The organism is Aliiroseovarius sp. D2-2, assembly GCF_055809455.1.
On record NZ_CM147913.1, the window covers coordinates 25,100 to 46,850 of the forward strand.

Here is a 21,751-nt window from a genome sequence, read left to right on the forward strand (position 1 = left end):
CTCCCCCCTTAGTCGTGCGACACGCCGAGATAGGCGTCGATCACATCCTGGTTGTTGCGCACTTCGTCTGGTGTGCCGTCCCCAATTTTCTTGCCGTAATCCATCACGACCACGCGGTCGGACAGGTCCATGACCACGCCCATATCGTGTTCGATCAGGGCGATGGTGGTTCCGAACTCGTCATTCATGTCGAGGATAAAGCGGGACATGTCCTCTTTTTCCTCAACGTTCATGCCGGCCATCGGTTCGTCGAGCAAAAGCAACGACGGCTCGGCGGCCAAAGCGCGGGCAAGTTCCACACGTTTCTTCAAACCGTAAGGCAGACGCCCAACTGGAGTTTTGCGAATGTGCTGAATTTCAAGAAAGTCGATGACCTTCTCGCAGGCTTCGCGGTTCTCGATCTCTTCGCGTTCTGCTTTGCCTTTCCAGATCGCCTGCTGAAAGATGTTTGCTTTCATCTTGTTCAGGCGACCCGTCATGATGTTGTCCAGCACGGTCATGCCGTCAAACAACGCGATGTTCTGGAAGGTACGTGCCAGACCCTGTTGTGCCACCTGATAGGGGCGCATAGGGGGGCGTTTTGATCCGCGGAAGTAAACCTCGCCTTCTTGGGGTTTATAAAACCCCGAGATGACGTTCAGCATCGAAGACTTACCTGCACCGTTCGGGCCGATGATCGCGCGGATCTCGCCTTCACGGATGTCAAAGCTGATGTCTTTGATTGCAACCACACCGCCAAACCGCAGCGTGATGTTTTTAAGGTCCATAACCACGGGGCCAATGGTGCGCCCGTCTTCAGTGACGTAGCTGTCGGCGTTCATATCGGTCGTCATTCTGCCGCCATCCCCTGAGTGTTACCCACCACAGCCGCATCGCGGATTTCCAGGGTGGCGTTGATCGAACCCTTGCGGCCATCCTCATAGGTGACCTCGGTTTCGATATATTGCTCGGACTTACCGCTATAGAATGCGTCGATCAGCGGGGCGTATTTCTCCTCGACGATCTTACGACGCACTTTACGGGTACGAGTCATCTCACCGTCATCGGCATCCAGTTCTTTGTGCAAGATCAGGAAGCGGTGAATCTGACAGCCCGAGAGCATTTCGTCTTCAGCAACCGATTTGTTGACCGTTTCAACGTGTTCCTGAATGGTCGAAACCACATCTGGATGACCAGCAAGTTCCTGATAGGAGCCATAAGCCACGTTGTTACGCTCGGCCCAGTTGCCGACGGCAGTCAGGTCGATGTTGATGAAGGCCGTGCACATGTCACGATCATTGCCGAAGACAACTGCCTCAAGAATGTCCGGGTAGAACTTCAGTTTGTTCTCAACATACTTCGGCGCAAACATCCGGCCATCGGCCATTTTGCCAACGTCCTTTGCACGGTCGATGATGCGCAGGTGACCATTGTTCTTGTCGAAGAAACCAGCGTCGCCTGTTGCCACCCAACCCTCGGGGTCTTTGGTGTCAGCGGTGCTTTCGGCGTTGTTGTAGTACTCAACAAACGTACCAGGCGAGCGGTAGAAGATCTCACCATTGTCTTCGATGCGAACTTCAACACCCGGAGCCGGAACACCAACAGTGTCATTGCGCACTTCTCCATCCGGTTGGACGGTGATGAACACAGTGGCTTCGGTTTGACCGTAAAGCTGTTTGAGGTTGATCCCCATCGAGCGATAGAACGCAAAGATCTCGGGCCCGATGGCTTCACCAGCGGTGTAACCCACACGAATACGGCCAAAGCCCAGCGTGTCTTTCAACGGGCCATAAACCAGCACGTCACCACAGCGATACTTGAAGTATTCCTGCAGATTACCGCGATACAGTTTCAGACCCAGCGCATCCTTGGCTTTGAAATGCTTACGCACGTCTTTGCCGTGACGCATCTTGGCGAAAGCAAGACGGATACCGTTTTCGATGATGGTTTCCGCCGCAAAGCCGATCCCCATCGCATAGTTGAACCCGTGACGGATTTTCTGTTCCAGCGTCTTCTTCTCGGTCGTGACTTTGCGCTTCGGCATACCGAATTTTTCGCCAGCACCACCTTTTGCGTAATCCATGAAATGGTGGAAAATGGCATATTTCAGATCGCCGCTGTCCTCCATCCGGATCATCACGTTGGTCAATTGAGTTTCGAACACGCGCGGTGGGGCGAAGTAGTAGGTCGGCCCGATTTCGCGCAGGTCGGTCATCATTGTGTCCGCCAATTCCGGGCAGTTCACGCAGAAACCAGTCCACATGGCCTGACCAAGCGAGAAGATGAAGTCACCCACCCATGCCATCGGTAGATAGGCAAGGATGTCTTCGTTCAGACCCAGGTTGTCGAACTCGGACGAGTTCTTGGCGCTTTCGATGATGTTGCGGTTCGACAGAACCACGCCCTTGGGGCGACCCGTGGTGCCCGACGTGTAAAGCATCACGCAAGTGCTGTCATAATCCAGCTCGGCTTCGCGGGCGGCCATCTCGTCTTCCAGACGGGCATGGGCCACGCGGCCTTCTTCCTGAATGTCGACATACCAATGCAGGTGGCTGTGGTCGTATTTCCGCAGGCCACGCTTGTCATAGTACAGCACGTGTTCGATGTGATGGATCTTGTCCTGCACCTCGATCACTTTATCGACTTGTTCCTGATCTCCACAGATGACGAAACGCGCACCGCAATGCTCCAGCACGTATTCCATCTCTTCGACCACGGCGTCTTGGTACAGCGGCACTGGGACAGCGCCCACTTTCTCTGCTGCAACCATGGCCCAGTAGTGGGCCGGACGGTTACGGCCAATAATGGCCACGTGGTCTCCGCGGTTGATCCCCAAAGCCAAAAGGCCCAGCGCGAGGTTGTGAATTTCTTCAGCGGCCTCTGCCCAGGTCCAGCTTTGCCAGATTCCGAATTCTTTCTCCCGATAGGCCGGGCGATCACCATATTCCTTCACATTCCGTGCGAGTAGCGCTGGAATTGAGGCGAATGCCCCTGAAGCGACTTGATCCTGTGACAAATTTTCCTCCCACCGTCGGTTGGCCAACGTTCCCGGTCGCCAAGCGATTCTTGCCTGACAACCCTGACTAAAAAAACTTCGCGGTCAAAGGTTTCGGCACTTTTTCGCAATCCCATCGAATTGTTACAGGATCGATTTTAATGCGAAGACCCGCAGTCATTCCTCTTTTCCCTAGGTAAATCAGGTGCTAGCGATAGAGGCAGGAGAACTCTGCTTGCCCTTACAGTCGACTGAAACAGCCATTTTGACCCAAGCTGGGTTGAACCTGATCCAACAGGCGCTGTCCATCTATGACCGACGGCTGACTTTGGTGATTGGGAATCGGCAGTTTCAAGACATGTTCGGCCTGCCCGACAAGCTAGCACAACCTGGCGCTGCCTTTTCGGAAACAATTCGCTTTTTGGCCAAACGCGGCGACTATGGCGAAGTTGACGATATCGAAGACTTTGTGAAATCCCGCGTCGATCAGGCGCTGGACTTTCAACCGCACTATATGGAACGCACGCGGGCCAATGGTCGCGTGATCTCGGTCGAAGGACACCCGCTTCCACAAGGCGGGTGGGTGACTGTTTACACTGACATCACTCCGATCAAACGGCAGGAATCCCTGCTGCGCGCCCGTTCAGAAGAGCTGTCAGATCAGGTTCTGAATTACACTGAAGAATTGGCCCAGACCAACCGGGCGCTGACCTCTTCCAACATCGCGCTTGAGGAAACCAAACGGCAGCTGACCGTAATGGAAAGCCGAACGCGCCTAACAGCCGAAATGATGCCCGCGCATATCGCACGCATTGATCACGATCTTCATTACACGTTTTCAAACCGCAGACTGGGCAAAGTCATTCCGGGCCAACCTACGGACCTGCTTGGGCTCCACGCAAGCGAGGCCTTGGGCACCGAAGCCTATGCGCAGATCAGTCCCTATTTCTCGCGCGCCTTCAAAGGTGAATCCAGCGTGTTTGAATTCACGCATGAAACCTCGGGCCGAAGAATTCGTGTCGCTCTGACCCCTGATCGGAACGAAGATCAGATCACCGGCGTCTACATCCTGTCGATGGATGTTACGGAAGAAGCCCAATCGCGCGCCGCCCTTGCCCAGACCCGCAAACGCGAGCTGGCGGCGCAGCTCACCTCGGGCGTGGCGCATGATTTTTCGAATTTGCTAACCATCATCATGGGGCTGCAAAGCCGTCTGGCTCAGATGAAGATTGGTGATGATGCACAGGAATTGGTGCAGGCCACCAATGCCGCCGTTCGTCGGGGTGGCACACTGTTGGAACGTATCGCCACGATTTCGGGGCGGCGCGATGTGCATATGGAACCGGTAAGCGTCCCCGAAATGCTGAAAGGGCTGGAAAGCCTTGCTGGTCCAACCCTTCCACAAAACATCAACCTGACCGTAAGCGTGACCGATCTGGACAAGCTCGTTGTTCTGGATGCCGGTGCAATTCAGGATGGGCTGCTGAACCTCATCATCAATGCAACCCACGCTTTGGGCGATGCTGGTGGGGATATCCTTCTGACCGCCCGACCGATCCGCGAAACTTGGATCGAGTTTCGCGTGACTGATACCGGATCAGGGTTTGCACCCGAAGCGTTGGAGCACGCATTGGACCCGTTTTTCACCACCAAAGGCGGTGAAGGGTCCGGGCTGGGTCTGTCCATGGTCTATGACCAAACCACTGTCGCAGGTGGTCGCGTTAAGATCTTCAACAGAGACGAAACCGGCGGGGCAGTGGTTTCGATCCGCCTGCCGCTTCGCATTCCTGCACAGCCGATCTCTCCGCGTCTGGTATTGCTGATCGAAGACAGCGACGACATCCGTACCTCTGTCCGTGAAATGCTAATCAGCATGGGCCATCAAGTGATCGAAGCCAGCTCGGCTGAAGAAGCGCTGGGGTTGACAGGGATCGAGGGGCTGGGCCTGATCTTGTCAGATGTTATACTTGAAGGCGCGCAAACGGGGCCGGAGTTTCTGGACGCGCTGTCTCAGTCGGGGATGAACGTACCTATGCTACTTATGACATCGCTTCCGCCGGGTGACGCGCGACGCAAAGATACACCCTTCCCGGTCCTGCCCAAGCCGTTCACCACTGGTGAGCTCGCCACTTTCCTGTCGCAAGAGGTTCCATCTTGACCCAACCCATGATCGCCATTCTGGATGACGAACCCGAAATCCGCCGCATGTTATCCCACGCGTTGGAAGAGGCCGGATTTCGCACCGCAGCCTTCGCCCGCGCGACCGAATTTGAAGCTGCATTAAACAGCATGTCACCTGATGTTTGTCTGGTGGATCTGGGGCTGCCCGATCGTGATGGCCTGACACTTGTGCACCGGCTGGCCTTGGAAAGCGGGGCTTCGATCATCATCATTTCGGGCCGCACGATGGTACAGGATCGGATCACTGGGTTAGAGCTTGGGGCGGATGACTACATCGTGAAACCCTTTGAGCCCGCTGAGGTCGTCGCCCGTGTTCGCGCGCGCCTGCGCGATCAGAAACCGGGTAACACGTCTTTGAACACAGCATATTTCAACGGCTGGACCGCACATTTCGACCGCTATGTACTGGAAGATGAGAATGGCGAAGAAACCGCCTTTTCACATGCGGAAGGGGAAGTCTTGCGCCTGTTCCTTGATGCCCCAAAACGCCTGATTTCACGGGCGCAGATGCAGGAAACACTGGGCGGAATGGCTGGCGAAAGCTTTGATCGCGCGATGGATGTCCGCATTTCGCGCCTGCGCACAAAACTGCGCGAAGACCCCAAGAACCCGCGCCTGATTAAAACGATCTACGGGGCCGGGTATATCTTCTTGGGGGATGTGCGCTGGGGCTAACGCGTCACAAGCGCAATCTTAGTATCGCTTGCCGCACACAAGTTTGCACTGTTTTCCGGCAATGGCTGATCCGTGAACATCATCTCCACATCTGCCAGCGTCCCAATTCGTACAGGCGCTTTGCGATCAAACTTGCTGTGATCAGCCACCAGCCACACCTTGTCGCTTTGCGCGATGATGGCTTGGCTGACGCTGACCTCGTGCAGGTCGAAATCTAGAATATCACCCGCGTCGTTCAAGGCAGAGCACCCGATCACCGAGATATCAAACCGGAAGTTCCGGATCAGGTCTGTGGCAAGTTCTCCGACAAGCCCACCATCGGATCTGCGCAGGCTGCCACCCGAGACAATCACCTGAATATCCGGGTTGGCGGACAGGATCACGGCAATGTTCAGGTTGTTCGTCACAACCAGCAGCCCCTTGTGGTGTAAAAGCTCTGCGGCAACAGCCTCGGTCGTGGTGCCGATGTTTAAAAAGACCGAGCAGTCATTCGGGATCTGCCGCGCGCAGGCACGCGCGATATCCACCTTGGCGGACTGGTTCAACTGGCGGCGTTCGTCATAGCCAATATTCGCAGTGGTCGAGGGAAGAATGGCCCCTCCGTGCACGCGCTCTAACGCGCCCTCATCTGCCAATTCGGTCAGATCGCGGCGAATCGTTTGTGGCGTGACACCGAAATGGTCGACCAGCATGTCGACGGTCACTTTCCCCTCACGCCGGGCGATCGCGATGATTTCAGGCTTGCGCAATGTGATGGTCATTCGACACCAACTCGAAAGGTTTCATGTTCGTTTCAAATACATATGCGCCGCCGGAGCGTTGAGAATCCAGCTTTTTCACAGCGATTGAAGCGTTTCAATTGCCATTTATAGTACACAATTCCACCAAAACGAACACAAACGAATATTTTTCCCTTCTAATTTGCGCCATTTTCACGCATTTTCCGCGTGAATACGACTCATGTGAAGGCAACGTCATGCAAAGCGACTTCGATCTTCTGATTATCGGCGGCGGAATAAACGGCTGCGGGATTGCCCGTGATGCGGCAGGCCGTGGCCTGTCCGTCTGTTTGGCCGAGATGGGGGATATCGGCGGCGCGACCTCCTCGGCATCGACCAAACTGTTTCACGGTGGATTGCGGTACTTGGAGTATTTCGAAATCCGCCTTGTGCGCGAAGCGCTGGTCGAGCGTGAGACGCTCCTGCGCGCCATGCCTCATATCTCGTGGCCGATGCGGTTTGTCCTGCCCTATCACCCCAGCATGCGGTTCGACAGCACGACGCCCACATCACGTCTTTTGAACACCGTGATGCCATGGATGAAAGGCCGTCGCCCCGGTTGGTTGATCCGTTTGGGGTTGTTCCTTTACGACAATCTTGGAGGGCGCAAAATCCTACCGGGCACATCGCGGGTCGATCTGCGCAACAGCCCGGAAGGTCAGCCTTTGAATCCGATGTTCGAGAACGCATTCGAGTATTCTGATTGCTGGGTCGAAGACGCCCGGTTGGTGGCGCTGAATGCCCGTGACGCAGACGACCGCGGGGCCGAAATCAATCCACGCCACAAAGTCACTCAGGCTTTGGTGAAAGATGGCATCTGGCATGTGACACTCACCCACTCGGACACCGGGGCCGAACGGCAGGTAACTGCCCGAATGCTGGTGAATGCGGCGGGGCCTTGGGTGGCAGATACCTTAGGCCAAACACTTGGCAGCAACGCGAAGGCCAACATCCGCCTTGTGCGCGGCAGCCATATCGTCACCAAGCGCCTGTTCTCACATGACAAATGCTATTTCTTTCAAGGCCAGGACGGTCGCATCATCTTTGCTATCCCGTATGAAACGGATTTCACCCTGATTGGCACAACCGATGCGGATCATGTTGATCCAGATACTCCCCCCAGATGCAGCGACGAGGAACGTGATTATCTGATCACCTTCATCAACCACTACATCAAAGACCAGGTCACCAAGGATGACGTTGTTTGGACATATTCAGGCGTTCGTCCGCTGTTCAATGACGGCGAAGGTGACGCAAGCGCCGCGACGCGCGACTACGTTCTGCGCACCGATCACGTGCAGGGCGCACCGGTCCTGAACATTTTCGGCGGCAAGATCACCACCTATCGTCGTCTTGCGGAAAGCGCCCTGAAAAAAGTTGGAGCCGAACTTGGCCCGGTGTCGGATAACTGGACAGCCGGAGTTGCTTTGCCCGGGGGCGACTTCCCCGTGGATGGCTTTGACGCTTTGGTGGCGGACATTCAGAAAGACTATCCCTTCCTGACCCAGCGCCACGCCAAACGGCTTGCACGCGCTTATGGTACGGATGCGCGGTTGATACTTGGGGACGCGAGATCCGCAGGCGACCTGGGCAAAGACTACGGTGCCACGCTGACCGAGGCTGAAATTCGCTGGCTGATGGACAAGGAATACGCCCAAAAGGTCGAGGATGTTATCTGGCGGCGCAGCAAGCTGGGTCTTTTGTTGGACGTGGATCAAGTGGCGACCATCGACGGCTGGATGCGGTCACAACAGAAAACGCCGGCCTGACCAAAAGGGCAGACCGGCGCTCATAGTTTGCTAAACAATTATTCTGCGGCGATCTGATTGGTCTTTTCGACCTTAACGGCACAGAACTTCATCTCGGCGATCTTGCCATAGGGATCGAGCGCGGGATTGGTCAGAAGATTGGCTGCCGCTTCGACATAGGCAAACGGCAAGAACACCATGTTGTCGGCAACCGCGTAGTCGGCCCGCGCCATCACGTCGATCGTGCCGCGCCGGGTCGTCAGGCGCACCATATCCCCAGCTTCCAAACCCATGTCGCGCAGGGTTTTGGGGTTCATGGAACAGTTCGCCTCGGGTTCGATCGCATCCAGGACGGTCGCACGGCGGGTCATGGACCCTGTATGCCAGTGCTCCAACTGACGGCCTGTGGTCAGAACCATCGGGAACTCGTCATCGGGAACTTCTGCGGGTGGAATGATCGACGCAGGCGCGAAGCGTGCGCGGCCATTTTCGCGCGGGAACTTGTCACCAAACACGACCGCTTGTCCCGGATCTTCCGGCGAAAGCGACGGATAGGTCACAGCGTTCTGCGTTTCCAATCGGTCCCATGTGATGTGTGACAACGACGGCATCACCAGTTCCATTTCGGCATAAACCTGACTTGGGTGGTCATATGTCCAACCCATGCCCATCCGTTTGGCCAGCTCGGTGGTGATCCACCAATCCTCCTTCGCCTCACCCGGGGAAGGCACAGCAGGGCGACACATCTGAACCTGACGGTTCGTGTTTGAGGTTGTGCCGGTTTTCTCGGCCAGTGCTGCCGCAGGAAAAATCACATCCGCATAACAAGCGGTTTCCGTCAGGAAGATATCTTGGCTGACAAGGAACTCCATCCGGCGCAACGCTTCGCGCACGTGGTTCACATCAGGATCGGACATGGCCGGGTTTTCACCCAGAATATACATGCCTTTGATCTTGCGATCATAAACAGCGTCCATGATTTCAACCACGGTCAGGCCAGGGTTAGGGTTCAGATCCGTCTACACCCCAAACATCACGATAGAGCGCTTGAACGCCTTCATCCTTCACCGACTTATAGTCCGGATAGAACATTGGGATTAGACCAGCATCCGACGCACCCTGCACGTTGTTTTGACCCCGCAACGGGTGCAACCCGGTGCCGGAACGCCCAACATTGCCGGTCATAAGCGCCAGCGCGATCAGGCAACGCGAGTTGTCCGTGCCGTGCACATGTTGGCTAATACCCATGCCCCAGAAAATCATGCCGTTCTTGCCGGCGGCAAAAGTGCGGGCGGCGGCGCGCAACTCATCAGCCGGGATGCCGCAAACCTCCTCCATCGCTTCTGGTGTAAAGGCTTTCAGATGCTCGCGCATCGCTTCCCAGTTCTCGGTGTGCTCGACAATGTATGCGTCGTCTTGCAAACCTTCTTCGGCGATCACATGCATGATCGCGTTCAGCATCGACACATCCGCGCCGGGCTTGAACTGCAAACGGTGAGTCGCAAAACGGCCCATGCCCACGCCGCGCGGATCCATAACGATCAGCTTTCCACCGCGTTGGGTGAACTGCTTGAAATAGGTCGCTGCAACCGGGTGGTTTTCGATCGGGTTTGACCCAATAACGATGGCAACGTCGGCGTTTTCGATCTCGTTAAAGGTCGCGGTCACTGCGCCGGAGCCGACATTTTCCAACAATGCCACAACCGACGATGCGTGACAAAGACGCGTGCAGTGGTCCACGTTGTTGTGGGTAAAGCCCTGACGGATGAACTTCTGGAAAAGGTATGCTTCCTCGTTTGTACATTTCGCCGAACCGAAGCCAGCAACGGCTTCGCCACCATGCTCATCGCGCAGATCCATTAGGCCTTTGGCAGCCACATCCAGCGCCTCGTCCCATGTGGCTTCGCGGAAATGGGTGAACGGATCAGCTGGATCGACGTTCAGGCCCTTCTCAGCGCCCTCTTTTCGAATCAGCGGCTTGGTCAGGCGGTGCGGGTGGTTGATGTAATCAAAACCAAAACGCCCCTTCACACATAGACGCCCTTCGTTCGCAGGGCCGTTAATGCCCTCGGCATAAACCACCTTGTCGCCCTTCACCTTCAAGCTGACCTGACAGCCAACACCGCAGAAGGGGCAAATGCTTTCGACCTCTTTGTCGAAATCGGAGGTGTCCTGAACCTTCGCCGGCATCAAAGCGCCAGTCGGGCAGGCCTGTACGCATTCACCGCAAGCCACACATGTCGACGCACCCATCGGGTCATCGATGTCGAAGACCGGATAGGCGTCATGACCACGTCCGGCCATACCGATCACGTCATTCACCTGTACTTCGCGGCAGGCCCGTACACAGAGGTTACATTGGATGCACGCGTCCAGATTGACGCTCATCGCAACGTGGCTGTCATCCAAAAGCGGCACGCGGCCTTCTTCCAGCTTCGGAAAACGGCTTTGCTCAACTTCGTTTAGCGCGGCCATGTCCAGCAAATGCGACGAGGTATCATGCGCCTGATCCGGCTGGTCGGTCATCAGAAGCTCGACCACCATTTTACGGGCCGATTTCGCGCGGGCATTGTCGGTGACGACCACCATGCCATCAGCGGGTTCACGGATACACGAGGCCGCCAGCGTACGCTCGCCCTCAATCTCGACCACGCAAGCGCGGCAATTACCGTCGGCGCGCAGATTCGGAACATCCTTGTGGCACAGATGCGGAATCAGCGTGCCCTCACGCTTGGCCACATCCCAGATACTTTCGCCTTCGCGGGCCACAACTTCGCGCCCATCAAGGGTGAATTTGATACCGTCGCTCATCTGTTCCTCCGTCATTCGAGATGTAGTATAAACCATGTGCGGCGCGACGTCAGTTCGCCATTCCCGACGCAAGTCATCGTTTTTGCGCCAGCCCCCCTTTTCGAATTGGATACAATTCCCTAGCAATGGGTCAAAGGAGTCTTTCATGACCACCATCACTCTGATCCGCCACGGACAGGCCAACAATACGGCCACCGACGAAGCTGGATATGACCGGCTGTCCGATTTGGGTCGCCAGCAGGCACGTTGGTTGGGGCAGCATATGCGCGATACCGGACAACGATACGAACGGATTTACGCAGGCACGCTAACCCGCCATCAACAAACGGCGCAGGAATGGGGGGCCGAAAGCTTCACCGCCGACGCCCGTCTGGACGAGGTGCGATATTTCGATCTGTCCGAACGCATGCACGCGCAATTCGGCATTCCGCACCCGACTGGGCATACAGATTTCATCGACCACCTGCCACTGACCTTCGCCGCTTGGCAAGAAGGCAAGATCGAAGGTGCGCCTGAAACCTTTCACGACTTCCAAACGCGCGTGTCTGAGGTGATTCACGAGATCGCCGAAAGTGGCGAAGATGCGATCATCTTCACCTCGGGCGGGTTCATTGGCATGGCCACACGGGTGGTGATGGGGTTGGATATTGGCCCTTTCACGCGGGCGATCCTGCCGATCATGAACAGCTCGATCCATCGGATGCGGCTGATGCCCGCCGGATTGACGCTGACCCAATTCAACGCGGTGCCGCATCTGGAACCAACAGACCGCCACCACGCGCAGACACATTTTTAGGGGAACAAGATGACACATCTATGGGTTCGGGCCGAACAACGCCTAAATGAAGATCGGGTTGGACTAACGCCCGAGGGTGCTGCGGACCTGATCAAAGCAGGCATTCGCGTTACCGTCGAAGAAAGTCGCGTGCGTGCCATCGGCATCGACGGTTACCGCGATGCGGGCTGCGAGATCGCGCCTGAAAACAGCTGGCCTGATGCACCGCATGACGCAATCATCTTTGGTCTAAAAGAACTGCCCGAGGACGGCACACCCCTGCCTCATCGTCACATCATGTTCGGTCACGCCTTCAAGGGCCAGCACTCCGGTCGCGCCCTGCTGGAGCGCTTCAAGGCCGGAGGCGGCACGCTTTATGACCTTGAATATCTTGTCGATGAAACCGGGCGCCGCGTGGCTGCCTTTGGATATTGGGCAGGATTTGCTGGCGCAGCCGTGACGCTGAAGGCTTGGGCTGCGCAACAGCACGACAAGCTTTGTGGCGCAGTGGGTGCTTACAAAAACAAAGACGCGCTGCTGGGCGAATTGCTGGCCGAACTCGACGCCACCAAAGCCCCCCGTCCTAACGCCATCGTGATTGGCGCTTTGGGCCGCGTGGGCACCGGCGCCTCGGACCTGATGGAGGCGATGGGCGTCACTGTCACCAAATGGGACATGGCAGAAACCGCCAGCGGTGGCCCCTTCCCACAGATCCTTGACCACAACCTGTTCATCAACTGCATCCTTGCGGGTCCACAGACACCCGTGTTTGTCCCGAAAAGCGCGATGACTGCGGATCGCAAACTAACAGCCATTGGCGACATCGCTTGCGATCCGGACAGCGACTACAACCCAGTGCCGGTCTATGACAAAGCCACCAGTTGGGACGCGCCCGCGTTGCGCGTGGCCAACGACCCAATTCTGGACGTGATGGCCATCGACAACCTGCCCTCGATGCTGCCGCTTGAAAGTTCAATTGACTACGCAGGACAGCTTCTGCCCTCGCTTGCGACGCTCACCGATCTGACCACAGGCGTCTGGGGCCGGGCCGAGGACACCTTCCGCACCCATATGAAGGACATCTAAGATGGAAACCCTGATTGGTAGCCTTGCCGGGATCGTCAGCACAATCTGCTGGATGCCCCAAACCCTACGCACATGGCGCACCCGCCAAACCAAAGACCTATCGCTGTCCACCAACCTTTTGGTGCTTCTGTCGGTCACGCTTTGGCTGATCTATGGCGTCATGCTGGCCGCGTGGCCCATGGTAATTGCCAACGCTATCGCAATCGCGCTGGTCGGGTCGATCATCGTCGCAAAACTAAAATTCGGTTGAAAGGAAATTCTCTTATGACCATCCATTGGTGTGGCACCGGCCTGTCGGCCATCCCCGGCCTGCGTCGCCTGATCGAAAACGAGCGCGAAGTCACTGTCTGGAACCGGACCGTCGAGAAGGCTGAAGAAGCTGTGGGCGACCTGACGAAGGACATCCGCGCATTTTCGCTGGACGCTTTAGCCGAGGCGCTGAAACCCGGCGACATCGCCGTTTCAATGCTGCCTGGAGATTTACACGTCCCTGTCGCCAAACTTTGCCTTGAGAAAGGTGCGCATTTCGTATCTTCAAGCTACATCGCGCCCGAGATGAAAGCGCTGGATGAGGCGTTCAACGACGCAGGTCTCGCCTGCGTGAACGAGATCGGGTTGGACCCCGGCATCGACCACCTGATGGCCCATTGGTTGGTAGCGGACTACCGCGCGTCCGATGCCTATGACGCGGGCAATAAGCTTAGCTTCATATCCTATTGCGGTGGCGTTCCGAAGATCGCGAACCCCTTCCGATACAAGTTCAGCTGGTCCCCGCTGGGCGTGCTGAAAGCCCTGCGCTCGCCGTCAAAATCCATCAAAGACGGCCAGCCGTACGACGTGGCCCGCCCGTGGGATGCAATCAGCAGCTATGACGCCCCGCTGCAACAGGCCGAAAGCTTCGAGGTCTACCCGAACCGCGACTCGATCCCCTTTATGGAAGACTACAAGTTCGACCCAGCATGGAACGTCGACACCTTCGTGCGCGGCACCCTGCGCCTGAACGGCTGGGCCAACGCGTGGAAAGACGTATTTGCCGAGGTTGAAACGCTGGAAGGCGCATCCGGCGACGCCCGGTTGAAAGAGATGTCCGACCAGTTCTGGGACGAGAACTCGTATGACGATGGCGAACCCGACCGCGTGATCATGTGCGTGGCACTGAAGGCCCAGAAGGACGGCGCAAACGCCTATCACAAAACCTATGTCATGGACGCTTGGGGCGACGATCGCGGCACCGCCATGGCGCGGCTTGTCTCGACCCCCGTATCGCTGGCCATCGACATGGTTTTGGACGGCAAGGCCCCTGCCGGCGTCACCGCCGCCACTGCCGACCCCGAACTGATCGAGACTTGGATGGGTCACGTGAAGGAACTGGCCCAGCACGTGGCTGTGGTTGATCACTCCGCCTGATCACGACGTCGCAAACGAACCAGTATGGCGGTTCTACCGTGTTAGGTTGACCCAAAAGGGAGGCCGCCATGCTGGACAAATCAAAACCGACTTGGACAAGTTTCGAGACCGCCACCAAGGAAGATTTCCTTGCCGTCATGGAATATGACGAGGCTTATGCAAACGCGGTCGCCGACCGTCTGCTGGATGCGTTGAAAGATCTGGACGAGGAAGACACGCCCTACCCGATCAACCGCTATCAGCACTCACTGCAAACCGCGACCCGCGCCCATGAAGCAGGCGAGCCAGAAGACCTTGTCATCGCCGCCCTTCTGCACGATCTGGGCGACACGCTGTCGCCCTTCAACCATGGCGAATTGGCCGCAGCCATCGTGAAACCCTATGTAAGCGAACGCACCCACTGGATCTTGCAACACCACTGCGTTTTCCAAGGCTACTACTATAACCACCACCTTGGCGGAGACCGCTTTGCGCGCGAAAAATACAAAGACAGCCCGCACTACGACGCCTGCGTGAAATTCTGCCACGAGTACGACCAGAACTCGTTCGATCCGGACTATCCAACGAAGCCGCTGGAGTTCTTCGAGCCGATCCTGCGCCGCGTGTTCAGTCGATCAGAGGGGCATATGGAGTTGAATGAGGTGCGGGAGGGGTGAGCGGGCTCAGCGCGACAACCTAAGTGCGCCCAGCGTCGACTTTGCGGACTGTTTGGTGTTTGTTCAGGCTGAACAAATGACCACTGTGGGTCAGGAAACGAAACTAGCAATGAAGTCAGCGGATTTTAGGTGGCCCAAGTTGCGAGCTTCTTCCTCCGCGGTTGCATCATCGTCTATTTCGGTGGTGATGGTCCGGTCCGCACCCGCCTCCAATAGTATGCGCATAGACTTTTCATCGTCTCGAACGGCCGCCAAGTGTAACGGGGTCCAACCGTTGATCCCACGTTCGTTTATGTCGGCACCATTGTCGATCAACACGCGCTGTATTTCATACTTTTCTTTTCCCTCAACTTCTATGCAACTGATCACTAGAGGGTACCCATCAGTGGCAATTGGTTGAAGATTAACACCTTTTTCAATCATCCATTTGACGGATCTTATTGAGCCACTTGATACTGCATGCACGATCCAAGGCGATCCATAACAGCTGTCCATTTCGTAAGGAAAACTATCCACCGCCTGAGATGCAAACTCGAGTTGTTCAAGGTCGCTATCCATTAGCCACGTTTGAATTTCGCATAGCTCATTGTAGCTAGGGTCATCAGTGAGCTTGTTTCCTGCATCGAACCAATCTTTTCTGGCCAAATCATTGCTCCAGTCGAAAATCTCTTTGCTATCTTTTTGGGACAATCAGGGAATAGCAGAAATTTCGACAATGTGCAGCATCCGCCACTCTGAGTTCATTGCTGATATTCTGCACTAGTATATGACAACCTCACCCCTTCCCAATCGGAACAACATTTTCGGCCCCGTCCGATAGCTCTTCAAAATCAAAGTTGTCCAACCGTGCCGCTCGTTTCCCGGCGCGTTCCGCAGCCGTTGTGATCCCCTCGACATCGCGGCGCGCCTGATCGAAATGCGTCTCCAGCTTGCCTGCGCGTTCGACCACCAGTTCCACGTCGCGGTGCAGGTTCTTCAACATCTTGCGGATCTCGCCCGCTTGTTCACGCATCCGGGCGTCTTTCAGGATCGCGCGCATGGTGTTCAGCGTCGCCATGCAGGTGGTGGGCGAGACGATCCAGACGCGCGCTTCGAACCCTTCGCGGACCAGTTCGGGGAAGTTGGCGTGCAGCTCGGCATAGACGGCCTCGGACGGCAGGAACATCAACGCACCGTCGGCGGTTTCGCCTTCAAGGATATACTTCTCGGATATCGCTTTGATGTGCGCCTTCACCGCGACCTTCATCGCCTTGGCAGCCTCATTCAATTCGTATTGCGTGTCGGCTTTGCGCAGCTGTTCGTAAGCTTCCAGTGGAAACTTGGAGTCGATCACGATCGGTCCCGGAGGGTTCGGCAGGTGGATCAAGCAATCCGCACGCTTCCCGTTCGAGAGTGTCTGTTGCAGGTCATAGCTGTCTTTCGGCAGTGCCTTCGACACGATATCGGTCAGTTGGATTTCCCCAAACGCGCCGCGGGTCTGTTTGTTCGACAGGATGTCCTGAAGGCTTAGCACATCGCCCGACAGCCGCGTGATGTTATCCTGCGCCTTGTCGATCACCGCCAGCCGTTCCTGCAATTGCGTCAGGCTTTGGGTCGTCTTCACCGTGTTGCCCTGAAGGCTTTCCTTCATACGTTCCTGCAGCTCGGACATGGCGCGGGCGGATTTCATCGCGTTGTCGTGCAGCCGGTCGTTCATCTGCTGCTGGACATGGGCCAGTCGGCTTTCCATCGCTTGCAAGACCTGCGTTTGCCCGGTGGACTGTGCATCCGACACAGTGCGCAACCCGCCAGAAAGCTGATCTTGCCCCGCGCCCAAAACCTGAACTGCCTGCCCAAGGCCGCCCATTTGACGGACCAGTATCCTCGGACACTTGGGTCGACCGGCCCGCACGGCGCAGAACGACGATCAGCAAGATGAACATCAGAAGCGCCAGCACGATGCCCCCAAGGGTCAACAACACCAACGGGTCGGAAAGGTCATAAGTTGTGTCACCGATCTGGATCATGTGCGTCCAAACAGCCTTTCGATATCAGCGAGCTTCAGCTCGACATAAGTGGGGCGCCCGTGGTTGCACTGGCCGGAATGAGGCGTGGCCTCCATCTCGCGCAGTAGGGCGTTCATTTCTTCGGGGCGCATCCAACGACCGGATCGGATCGAGCCGTGGCAGGCGACGCGCGACAAGACCGCTTCGATCTTGGCCTGCACCATGTTGCTGTCGCCCAAATCGGCCAGTTCATCCAGCACGTCCTTGATCATCGCGGTGGCGTTGATCTCGCCCAAAATAGCCGGAGTTTCACGCACAGCGACGGCGTCCCCTCCGAAGGGTTCGATGACCAGGCCCATATTGGCGAGATTCTCGGACACTTCGAGCAGACGCGCCACGTCACCCGCTGACAATTCGACAATCTCGGGGATCAAAAGTGCCTGACGGGCCACGCCGTTGTCAGTCATTTGGCGCTTGAGTTTCTCATAGACCAGACGTTCATGGGCGGCGTGCTGATCAACAATCACCATACCCGTTTCGGTTTGGGCGACGATATAGTTCTCATGCACCTGCGCCCGGGCAGCCCCAAGTGGCAAAGCCTCTTGCGGGGTGTCCTGTTCCGGCTCGATAACCGGATCAAACCTGGCCGAAGGCGCGGACATCTCGGCAAATCCCGGGGTGTCGGACATGGGCGCTTGGGCCGAATAGGCCGTCCGCATCGCCCCTGCATTTGGACGATCCATTTGATAAATACGCGGTTCGGTCTGTTCCGGTCGCATCGCGCCCAGCGTTGCGCCCGCCACAGTGGTCGACGCCCGATGCCCTGCATTGGCCAACGCATGGCGCAGGCCCGACACGATCAGCCCGCGCGCGATGCCGGGTTCGCGGAACCGAACCTCGGATTTCGCAGGGTGCACGTTTACGTCGACCAGATGCGGATCACAGGATACGAACAGCGCCGCTGCTGGATGGCGGTCGCGGCTGAGGAAATCGAAATAAGCGGCCCGAAGCGCACCGGTCAGCAGTTTGTCTTTCACCGGACGGCCATTCACGAACAGGAATTGCGCCACCGCAGCGCCACGCGAATAGGTGGGAAGCGCTGCAAAGCCGGTCAGCCGCAGCCCCTCGCGCTCAGCATCAATGGGAATAGCGTTTTCGGCGAAATCTCGGCCCAGAATGGTCGACAGGCGGCCTGAAAGCGCATCAAACATGTCGCCCGTTTCGGGATCGGCCCGGAAGGTCACGCGACCCTCGCCACCACCGGACACATCGCGCAAGGTAAAGCCGATATGAGGCTCGGCCATGGCAAGACGTTTGACCACATCACTGATCGCCTGCGCCTCGGCCCGATCCGTGCGCAGGAATTTCAGGCGGGCGGGTGTGGCGTAGAATAGGTCGCGCAGTTCAACCACCGTGCCCGCCGACAACGCTGCCGGTTTCACCGGGTCCGTCTTGCCACCAGCCACGCGGATCATTGCAGCGTCAAACCCATCGGTGCGCGATGTGATTGTCAGCCGACCGACAGCGCCCAACGACGGCAAAGCCTCGCCCCTGAAGCCGAATGTGTGGATGTCCAAAAGGTCGGACCCATCAATTTTCGACGTCGCATGACGCGACATCGCCAGCGCCAGATCATCCGGCGCGATCCCGCAGCCATCATCCGTCACGCGGATCAGGGTTTTGCCCCCATCGGCATAAGAAACCTCGATCCGGGTCGCACCCGCATCGATGGCGTTTTCCACCAGTTCTTTCACCGCCGAAGCCGGGCGTTCCACCACTTCACCTGCCGCAATCCGATTGATTGCAGCATCATCCAATTGTCGGATAACAGGACGGTTCACGGCAGTTTCCGGGCTTATCTGGGGGTTTCCTTCGGGCATGGCACAAAACTTAGCATAACCACGCCCGATTCGACCATTACGGAAAAAGGCTTAGTTCGACACGACACCATCGGGCTGGCCAACCACCACAAAATGAAGCGCATCGGGGTGATAGACCTCGCTTGCGACGCGATTGGCTTCATCCAATGTGACCGCCATCACCTGATCATTACGGGTGGCAATATAGTCGATGGGAAGCCCCTCCAACTGCATCGCAACCATGATGTTGGCGATGTTGGCATTGCCGTCAAAACGTAGCGGGTACGACCCAGTCAGATAGGTTTGCGCTGCCTTCAATTCCTCTGCCGTGATGCCTTCACTGGCGATCTTCGCCCATTCATCGCGCACCACGTTGATCGCTTCACCGATCACCGCGTTTTGGCTTGAGAATTGCCCAAGAACGCTCTCAGTCCACTCCGCCGGCACCAGATACGAACCGATCCCATAGGTCAAACCACGCTCTTCACGCACCTCATTCATCAGACGAGAGATCGAGCTGGGCCCACCAAGAACGGTATTGACCACATAGGCGGCGAAGAAGTCGGGATCTTCGCGTTTGATCCCGTCATGGCCGAAAAGGGCAACCGATTGCGGGGTGTCAAAGGGCACAACAGTGGTTCCGCCCGGCAACCCAAATCCGACCCGATCGGGCAACGCCGCACCGTTCTGAGGCAACCCATCAAACAGACGATCCAGAAGGGGGCCAAGCTGCGCGGCTGTGATGTCCCCAACGGCTGCCACATAGATGCGATCCAACGCCAAGGTATCCTTGTAGGCAGTCAGGATGTCTTCACGCGCCAGCGCGGTAACAGTTTCAACGGTTCCGCCATCATAGCTACCATAAGGATGATCCCCATAGGCAGCGGCATCGAACGCATCACCGACCATCGAGTTAGGATCGGTCGCACGCGATGAAAGGTGAGACAGAACTTGCTGGCGCACCCGCTCAATCGCCGTGTCATCAAAACGCGGTGTCGTCAGCGCCTTGTGCAGCAACGCGACCGCTTCGTCCCGGTTTTCGGTCAGGAACTGCGCCGAAATCGAAATCGTGTCTTCCCCGGCATCAAAGCCATAAGAAGCTGCTAAAGCCTCGCGTGCTTCGGCAAACCCTTGCGCATCCAGATCACCTGCGCCTTCTTCCAGCAAACCCATCATCAGGTTCACGGATTCCGCGTTTGCCAGGACGGTCCAAAACTGTCCCCCCACGAAACCGGATCTCAAGCGCGGTAAAGGGCAGCGCCGGTTCTTCAACCAACCAAGCGGTATGGCCATTCTCTGACACGACTTCCTGAATTGGAACTTCTGCACGAGCAGGCAAGGTCAGGGCGGCGAATGCCGCCAAAATGAGGGCAAACTGTTTCATCACATTTCGTCTCCACCTTCGGGCACAAGCCACCCGGTCACCGCTTTGCGTTCATCAAACACCGCGCGCGCGGCATTCATTACGTCTTCGGGCGTGACAGCCTGAAGCACATCCGGCCAAGCCATAACGTCCTCGACCGTCAATCCCGAGGTCAGCGCCTCGCCGTAGCGTTCAGCACGCGACATGACATTGTCTTGCGCATACACATCGCCCGCTCGGATTTGGAACTTCACGCGCTCAAATTGTTCGGGATCGATGCCGGTTTCCAAAAACTCAGCAATCTCGCGATCCAGTGCGGCTTCGGCGTCTTTCAACGACACCTCAGGGGTCGGCACAAAAATCAAAGTGAAACTGGTGTCGTCCAGCGAAACCGATCGATATCCTGCCCCTGCATACACGGCGAGCTGTTCGTCAAATTGCAACGCGCGACCCAGAACCGATGTCGCTCCGTTGCCGCCCAGAATCTCGGCAAGATAAACAAGCGCCGCAGCTTCTTCCTGCGCGCCACTGTCGCGTTCGGGGGCTTGGTAGTTCCGCAACACATACGGTTGCGCAACGCGTGGGTCGGAAAAGCGAAGGCGTCGTTCTGCCAATTGCGGGGGCTCTTGCACCCGCTCGCGCTGACCCAAATCTGGAGTGGGTTCCAGAGGTCCATAATGCGTCTTAGCAAGCTCCAGAACCTCTTCCGGGACGACGTCACCTGCCACGACAAGTACTGCATTGTTTGGTGCATAAAACCGCTCGTAAAACGCCAATGCGTCTTCGCGGGACAATTGCTCCATTTCATGACGCCAACCGATCACAGGAATCCCGTAAGGATGGTTCAGATAGGCCGCTGCATTCAACTGCTCGCGAAACAGGGCTGCTGGTTCGCTGTCGGTACGCTGGGCACGTTCTTCCAAAATCACATCACGTTCGGTCGCAATATCATCTTCCGATAAAATCAAATCACGTACACGGCCCGATTCCATTTCCATCATCAAACCTAGACGGTCTGACGCAACACGCTGAAAATATGCCGTGTAATCCTGCGAGGTGAACGCGTTGTCGGATTCGCCATTTTCAGCCACTGTTCGACTTAGCGCTCCGGCCTCGTCAGTCCTCGGTTGCCTTAAACAGAAGGTGCTCTAGAAAATGTGCGACGCCCGAGACACCGGATTGCTCATCTGCAGCACCCGCGCGGTACCAAAGCATGTGTACAACAACTGGCGCCCGATGGTCTTCGATAACGACAACTTCTAACCCATTATCCAGCGTGTAACTGCTGACATCGTCTTTTGCTGACAATGGTGTACTCAGCCCAAGCGCCAGCAATCCTGCTAAAATGAAACGCATCCAATGCTCCTTCAGTGACGGGTTAAATTTACGCGCGCTTGCGTGCTCTTCAAGCCTTGGCAACGGAGATGTGATCAGTATTCAACGCGCGCGCGC

13 protein-coding genes and 4 pseudogenes are annotated in these 21,751 nt (G+C 56.8%); 8 read left to right on the top strand and 9 right to left on the bottom strand.

The features are described from left to right. Positions 1-8: 8 nt before the first annotated feature. Both AC0L6A_RS00125 and AC0L6A_RS00130 read right to left on the bottom strand, forming a co-directional pair. Positions 9-833, bottom strand: a complete 825-nt coding sequence (locus AC0L6A_RS00125; protein ID WP_473291405.1) for an ABC transporter ATP-binding protein — start codon at positions 831-833, stop codon at positions 9-11. Then, positions 830-2,995, bottom strand: a complete 2,166-nt coding sequence (locus AC0L6A_RS00130; protein WP_473291406.1) for an AMP-binding protein — start codon at positions 2,993-2,995, stop codon at positions 830-832. The genes AC0L6A_RS00125 and AC0L6A_RS00130 overlap by 4 nt, the downstream gene beginning before the upstream one ends. Positions 2,996-3,209: 214 nt before the next feature. On the opposite strand from AC0L6A_RS00130, the gene AC0L6A_RS00135 reads away from it, so the two are divergent. Both AC0L6A_RS00135 and AC0L6A_RS00140 read left to right on the top strand, forming a co-directional pair. Continuing rightward, a complete protein-coding gene (locus AC0L6A_RS00135; RefSeq protein WP_473291407.1) occupies positions 3,210-5,132 on the top strand; it encodes a hybrid sensor histidine kinase/response regulator in 1,923 nt (640 codons plus the stop codon). 8 nt (positions 5,133-5,140) lie between these two features. Further along, positions 5,141-5,830: a response regulator transcription factor gene (locus tag AC0L6A_RS00140; protein ID WP_473291408.1), complete on the top strand. Its 690-nt coding sequence runs from the start codon at positions 5,141-5,143 to the stop codon at positions 5,828-5,830. Here AC0L6A_RS00140 and AC0L6A_RS00145 read toward each other — a convergent pair. Then, positions 5,827-6,591: a DeoR/GlpR family DNA-binding transcription regulator gene (locus AC0L6A_RS00145; RefSeq protein WP_473291409.1), complete on the bottom strand. Its 765-nt coding sequence runs from the start codon at positions 6,589-6,591 to the stop codon at positions 5,827-5,829. The genes AC0L6A_RS00140 and AC0L6A_RS00145 overlap by 4 nt on opposite strands. Before the next feature lie 215 nt (positions 6,592-6,806). Here AC0L6A_RS00145 and glpD point away from each other — a divergent pair, with 215 nt between their 5' ends. Beyond that, positions 6,807-8,378, top strand: a complete 1,572-nt coding sequence (glpD, locus tag AC0L6A_RS00150; protein ID WP_473291410.1) for a glycerol-3-phosphate dehydrogenase — start codon at positions 6,807-6,809, stop codon at positions 8,376-8,378. A 38-nt stretch (positions 8,379-8,416) separates the two neighbouring features. Here glpD and fdhF read toward each other — a convergent pair. Continuing rightward, positions 8,417-11,168, bottom strand: a pseudogene (fdhF, locus tag AC0L6A_RS00155) (formate dehydrogenase subunit alpha). A gap of 145 nt (positions 11,169-11,313) precedes the next feature. Here fdhF and AC0L6A_RS00160 point away from each other — a divergent pair. The 5 genes from AC0L6A_RS00160 (at position 11,314) to AC0L6A_RS00180 (ending at position 15,092) form a co-directional block, all read left to right on the top strand. After that, a complete protein-coding gene (locus AC0L6A_RS00160) occupies positions 11,314-11,964 on the top strand; it encodes a histidine phosphatase family protein (RefSeq protein ID WP_473291412.1) in 651 nt (216 codons plus the stop codon). Between the two features lie 9 nt (positions 11,965-11,973). Next, the gene (locus AC0L6A_RS00165; RefSeq protein WP_473291413.1) at positions 11,974-13,029 is read left to right on the top strand and encodes a saccharopine dehydrogenase; all 1,056 of its coding nucleotides are present in this window, start codon (positions 11,974-11,976) and stop codon (positions 13,027-13,029) included. 1 nt (position 13,030) lies between these two features. Continuing rightward, positions 13,031-13,279 carry a SemiSWEET transporter gene (locus AC0L6A_RS00170; RefSeq protein ID WP_262920863.1) on the top strand — a complete coding sequence of 83 codons (249 nt, stop codon included), beginning with the start codon at positions 13,031-13,033 and terminating at the stop codon, positions 13,277-13,279. Positions 13,280-13,293: 14 nt separating this feature from the next. After that, the gene (locus AC0L6A_RS00175) at positions 13,294-14,436 is read left to right on the top strand and encodes a saccharopine dehydrogenase family protein (protein ID WP_473291415.1); all 1,143 of its coding nucleotides are present in this window, start codon (positions 13,294-13,296) and stop codon (positions 14,434-14,436) included. 68 nt (positions 14,437-14,504) lie between these two features. Beyond that, positions 14,505-15,092, top strand: coding sequence for an HD domain-containing protein (locus AC0L6A_RS00180; RefSeq protein WP_473291416.1), 588 nt, complete (start codon positions 14,505-14,507; stop codon positions 15,090-15,092). Positions 15,093-15,182: 90 nt separating this feature from the next. On the opposite strand, the gene AC0L6A_RS00185 is transcribed toward AC0L6A_RS00180, so the two are convergent. The 5 genes and pseudogenes from AC0L6A_RS00185 to AC0L6A_RS00205 form a co-directional block, all read right to left on the bottom strand. Then, the gene (locus AC0L6A_RS00185) at positions 15,183-15,782 is read right to left on the bottom strand and encodes an ankyrin repeat domain-containing protein (RefSeq protein ID WP_473291418.1); all 600 of its coding nucleotides are present in this window, start codon (positions 15,780-15,782) and stop codon (positions 15,183-15,185) included. Between the two features lie 85 nt (positions 15,783-15,867). Continuing rightward, positions 15,868-17,098, bottom strand: a pseudogene (locus AC0L6A_RS00190) (DNA recombination protein RmuC). Next, positions 17,095-18,957 (bottom strand): DNA mismatch repair endonuclease MutL, encoded by a 1,863-nt coding sequence (gene mutL, locus AC0L6A_RS00195; RefSeq protein WP_473291420.1) that lies wholly within the window; start codon positions 18,955-18,957, stop codon positions 17,095-17,097. Before mutL ends, AC0L6A_RS00190 begins: the two are co-directional and overlap by 4 nt. A gap of 51 nt (positions 18,958-19,008) precedes the next feature. Further along, positions 19,009-20,320 (bottom strand): annotated as a pseudogene (locus AC0L6A_RS00200) (M16 family metallopeptidase). Next, positions 20,320-21,655: pseudogene (locus AC0L6A_RS00205) on the bottom strand (M16 family metallopeptidase). Before AC0L6A_RS00205 ends, AC0L6A_RS00200 begins: the two co-directional pseudogenes overlap by 1 nt. Between the last annotated feature and the right edge of the window lie 96 nt (positions 21,656-21,751).

What these genes read in the sequence shown, in the direction of transcription:
- glpD (WP_473291410.1), top strand. Translation starts at nt 6,807, where the DNA reads ATGCAAAGCGACTTCGATCTTCTGATTATCGGCGGCGGAATAAACGGC.
- AC0L6A_RS00180 (WP_473291416.1), top strand. Translation starts at nt 14,505, where the DNA reads ATGCTGGACAAATCAAAACCGACTTGGACAAGTTTCGAGACCGCCACC.
- AC0L6A_RS00165 (WP_473291413.1), top strand. Translation starts at nt 11,974, where the DNA reads ATGACACATCTATGGGTTCGGGCCGAACAACGCCTAAATGAAGATCGG.
- AC0L6A_RS00145 (WP_473291409.1), bottom strand. Translation starts at nt 6,591, where the DNA reads ATGACCATCACATTGCGCAAGCCTGAAATCATCGCGATCGCCCGGCGT.
- mutL (WP_473291420.1), bottom strand. Translation starts at nt 18,957, where the DNA reads ATGCCCGAAGGAAACCCCCAGATAAGCCCGGAAACTGCCGTGAACCGT.
- AC0L6A_RS00175 (WP_473291415.1), top strand. Translation starts at nt 13,294, where the DNA reads ATGACCATCCATTGGTGTGGCACCGGCCTGTCGGCCATCCCCGGCCTG.
- AC0L6A_RS00160 (WP_473291412.1), top strand. Translation starts at nt 11,314, where the DNA reads ATGACCACCATCACTCTGATCCGCCACGGACAGGCCAACAATACGGCC.
- AC0L6A_RS00170 (WP_262920863.1), top strand. Translation starts at nt 13,031, where the DNA reads ATGGAAACCCTGATTGGTAGCCTTGCCGGGATCGTCAGCACAATCTGC.
- AC0L6A_RS00125 (WP_473291405.1), bottom strand. Translation starts at nt 833, where the DNA reads ATGACGACCGATATGAACGCCGACAGCTACGTCACTGAAGACGGGCGC.
- AC0L6A_RS00140 (WP_473291408.1), top strand. Translation starts at nt 5,141, where the DNA reads ATGATCGCCATTCTGGATGACGAACCCGAAATCCGCCGCATGTTATCC.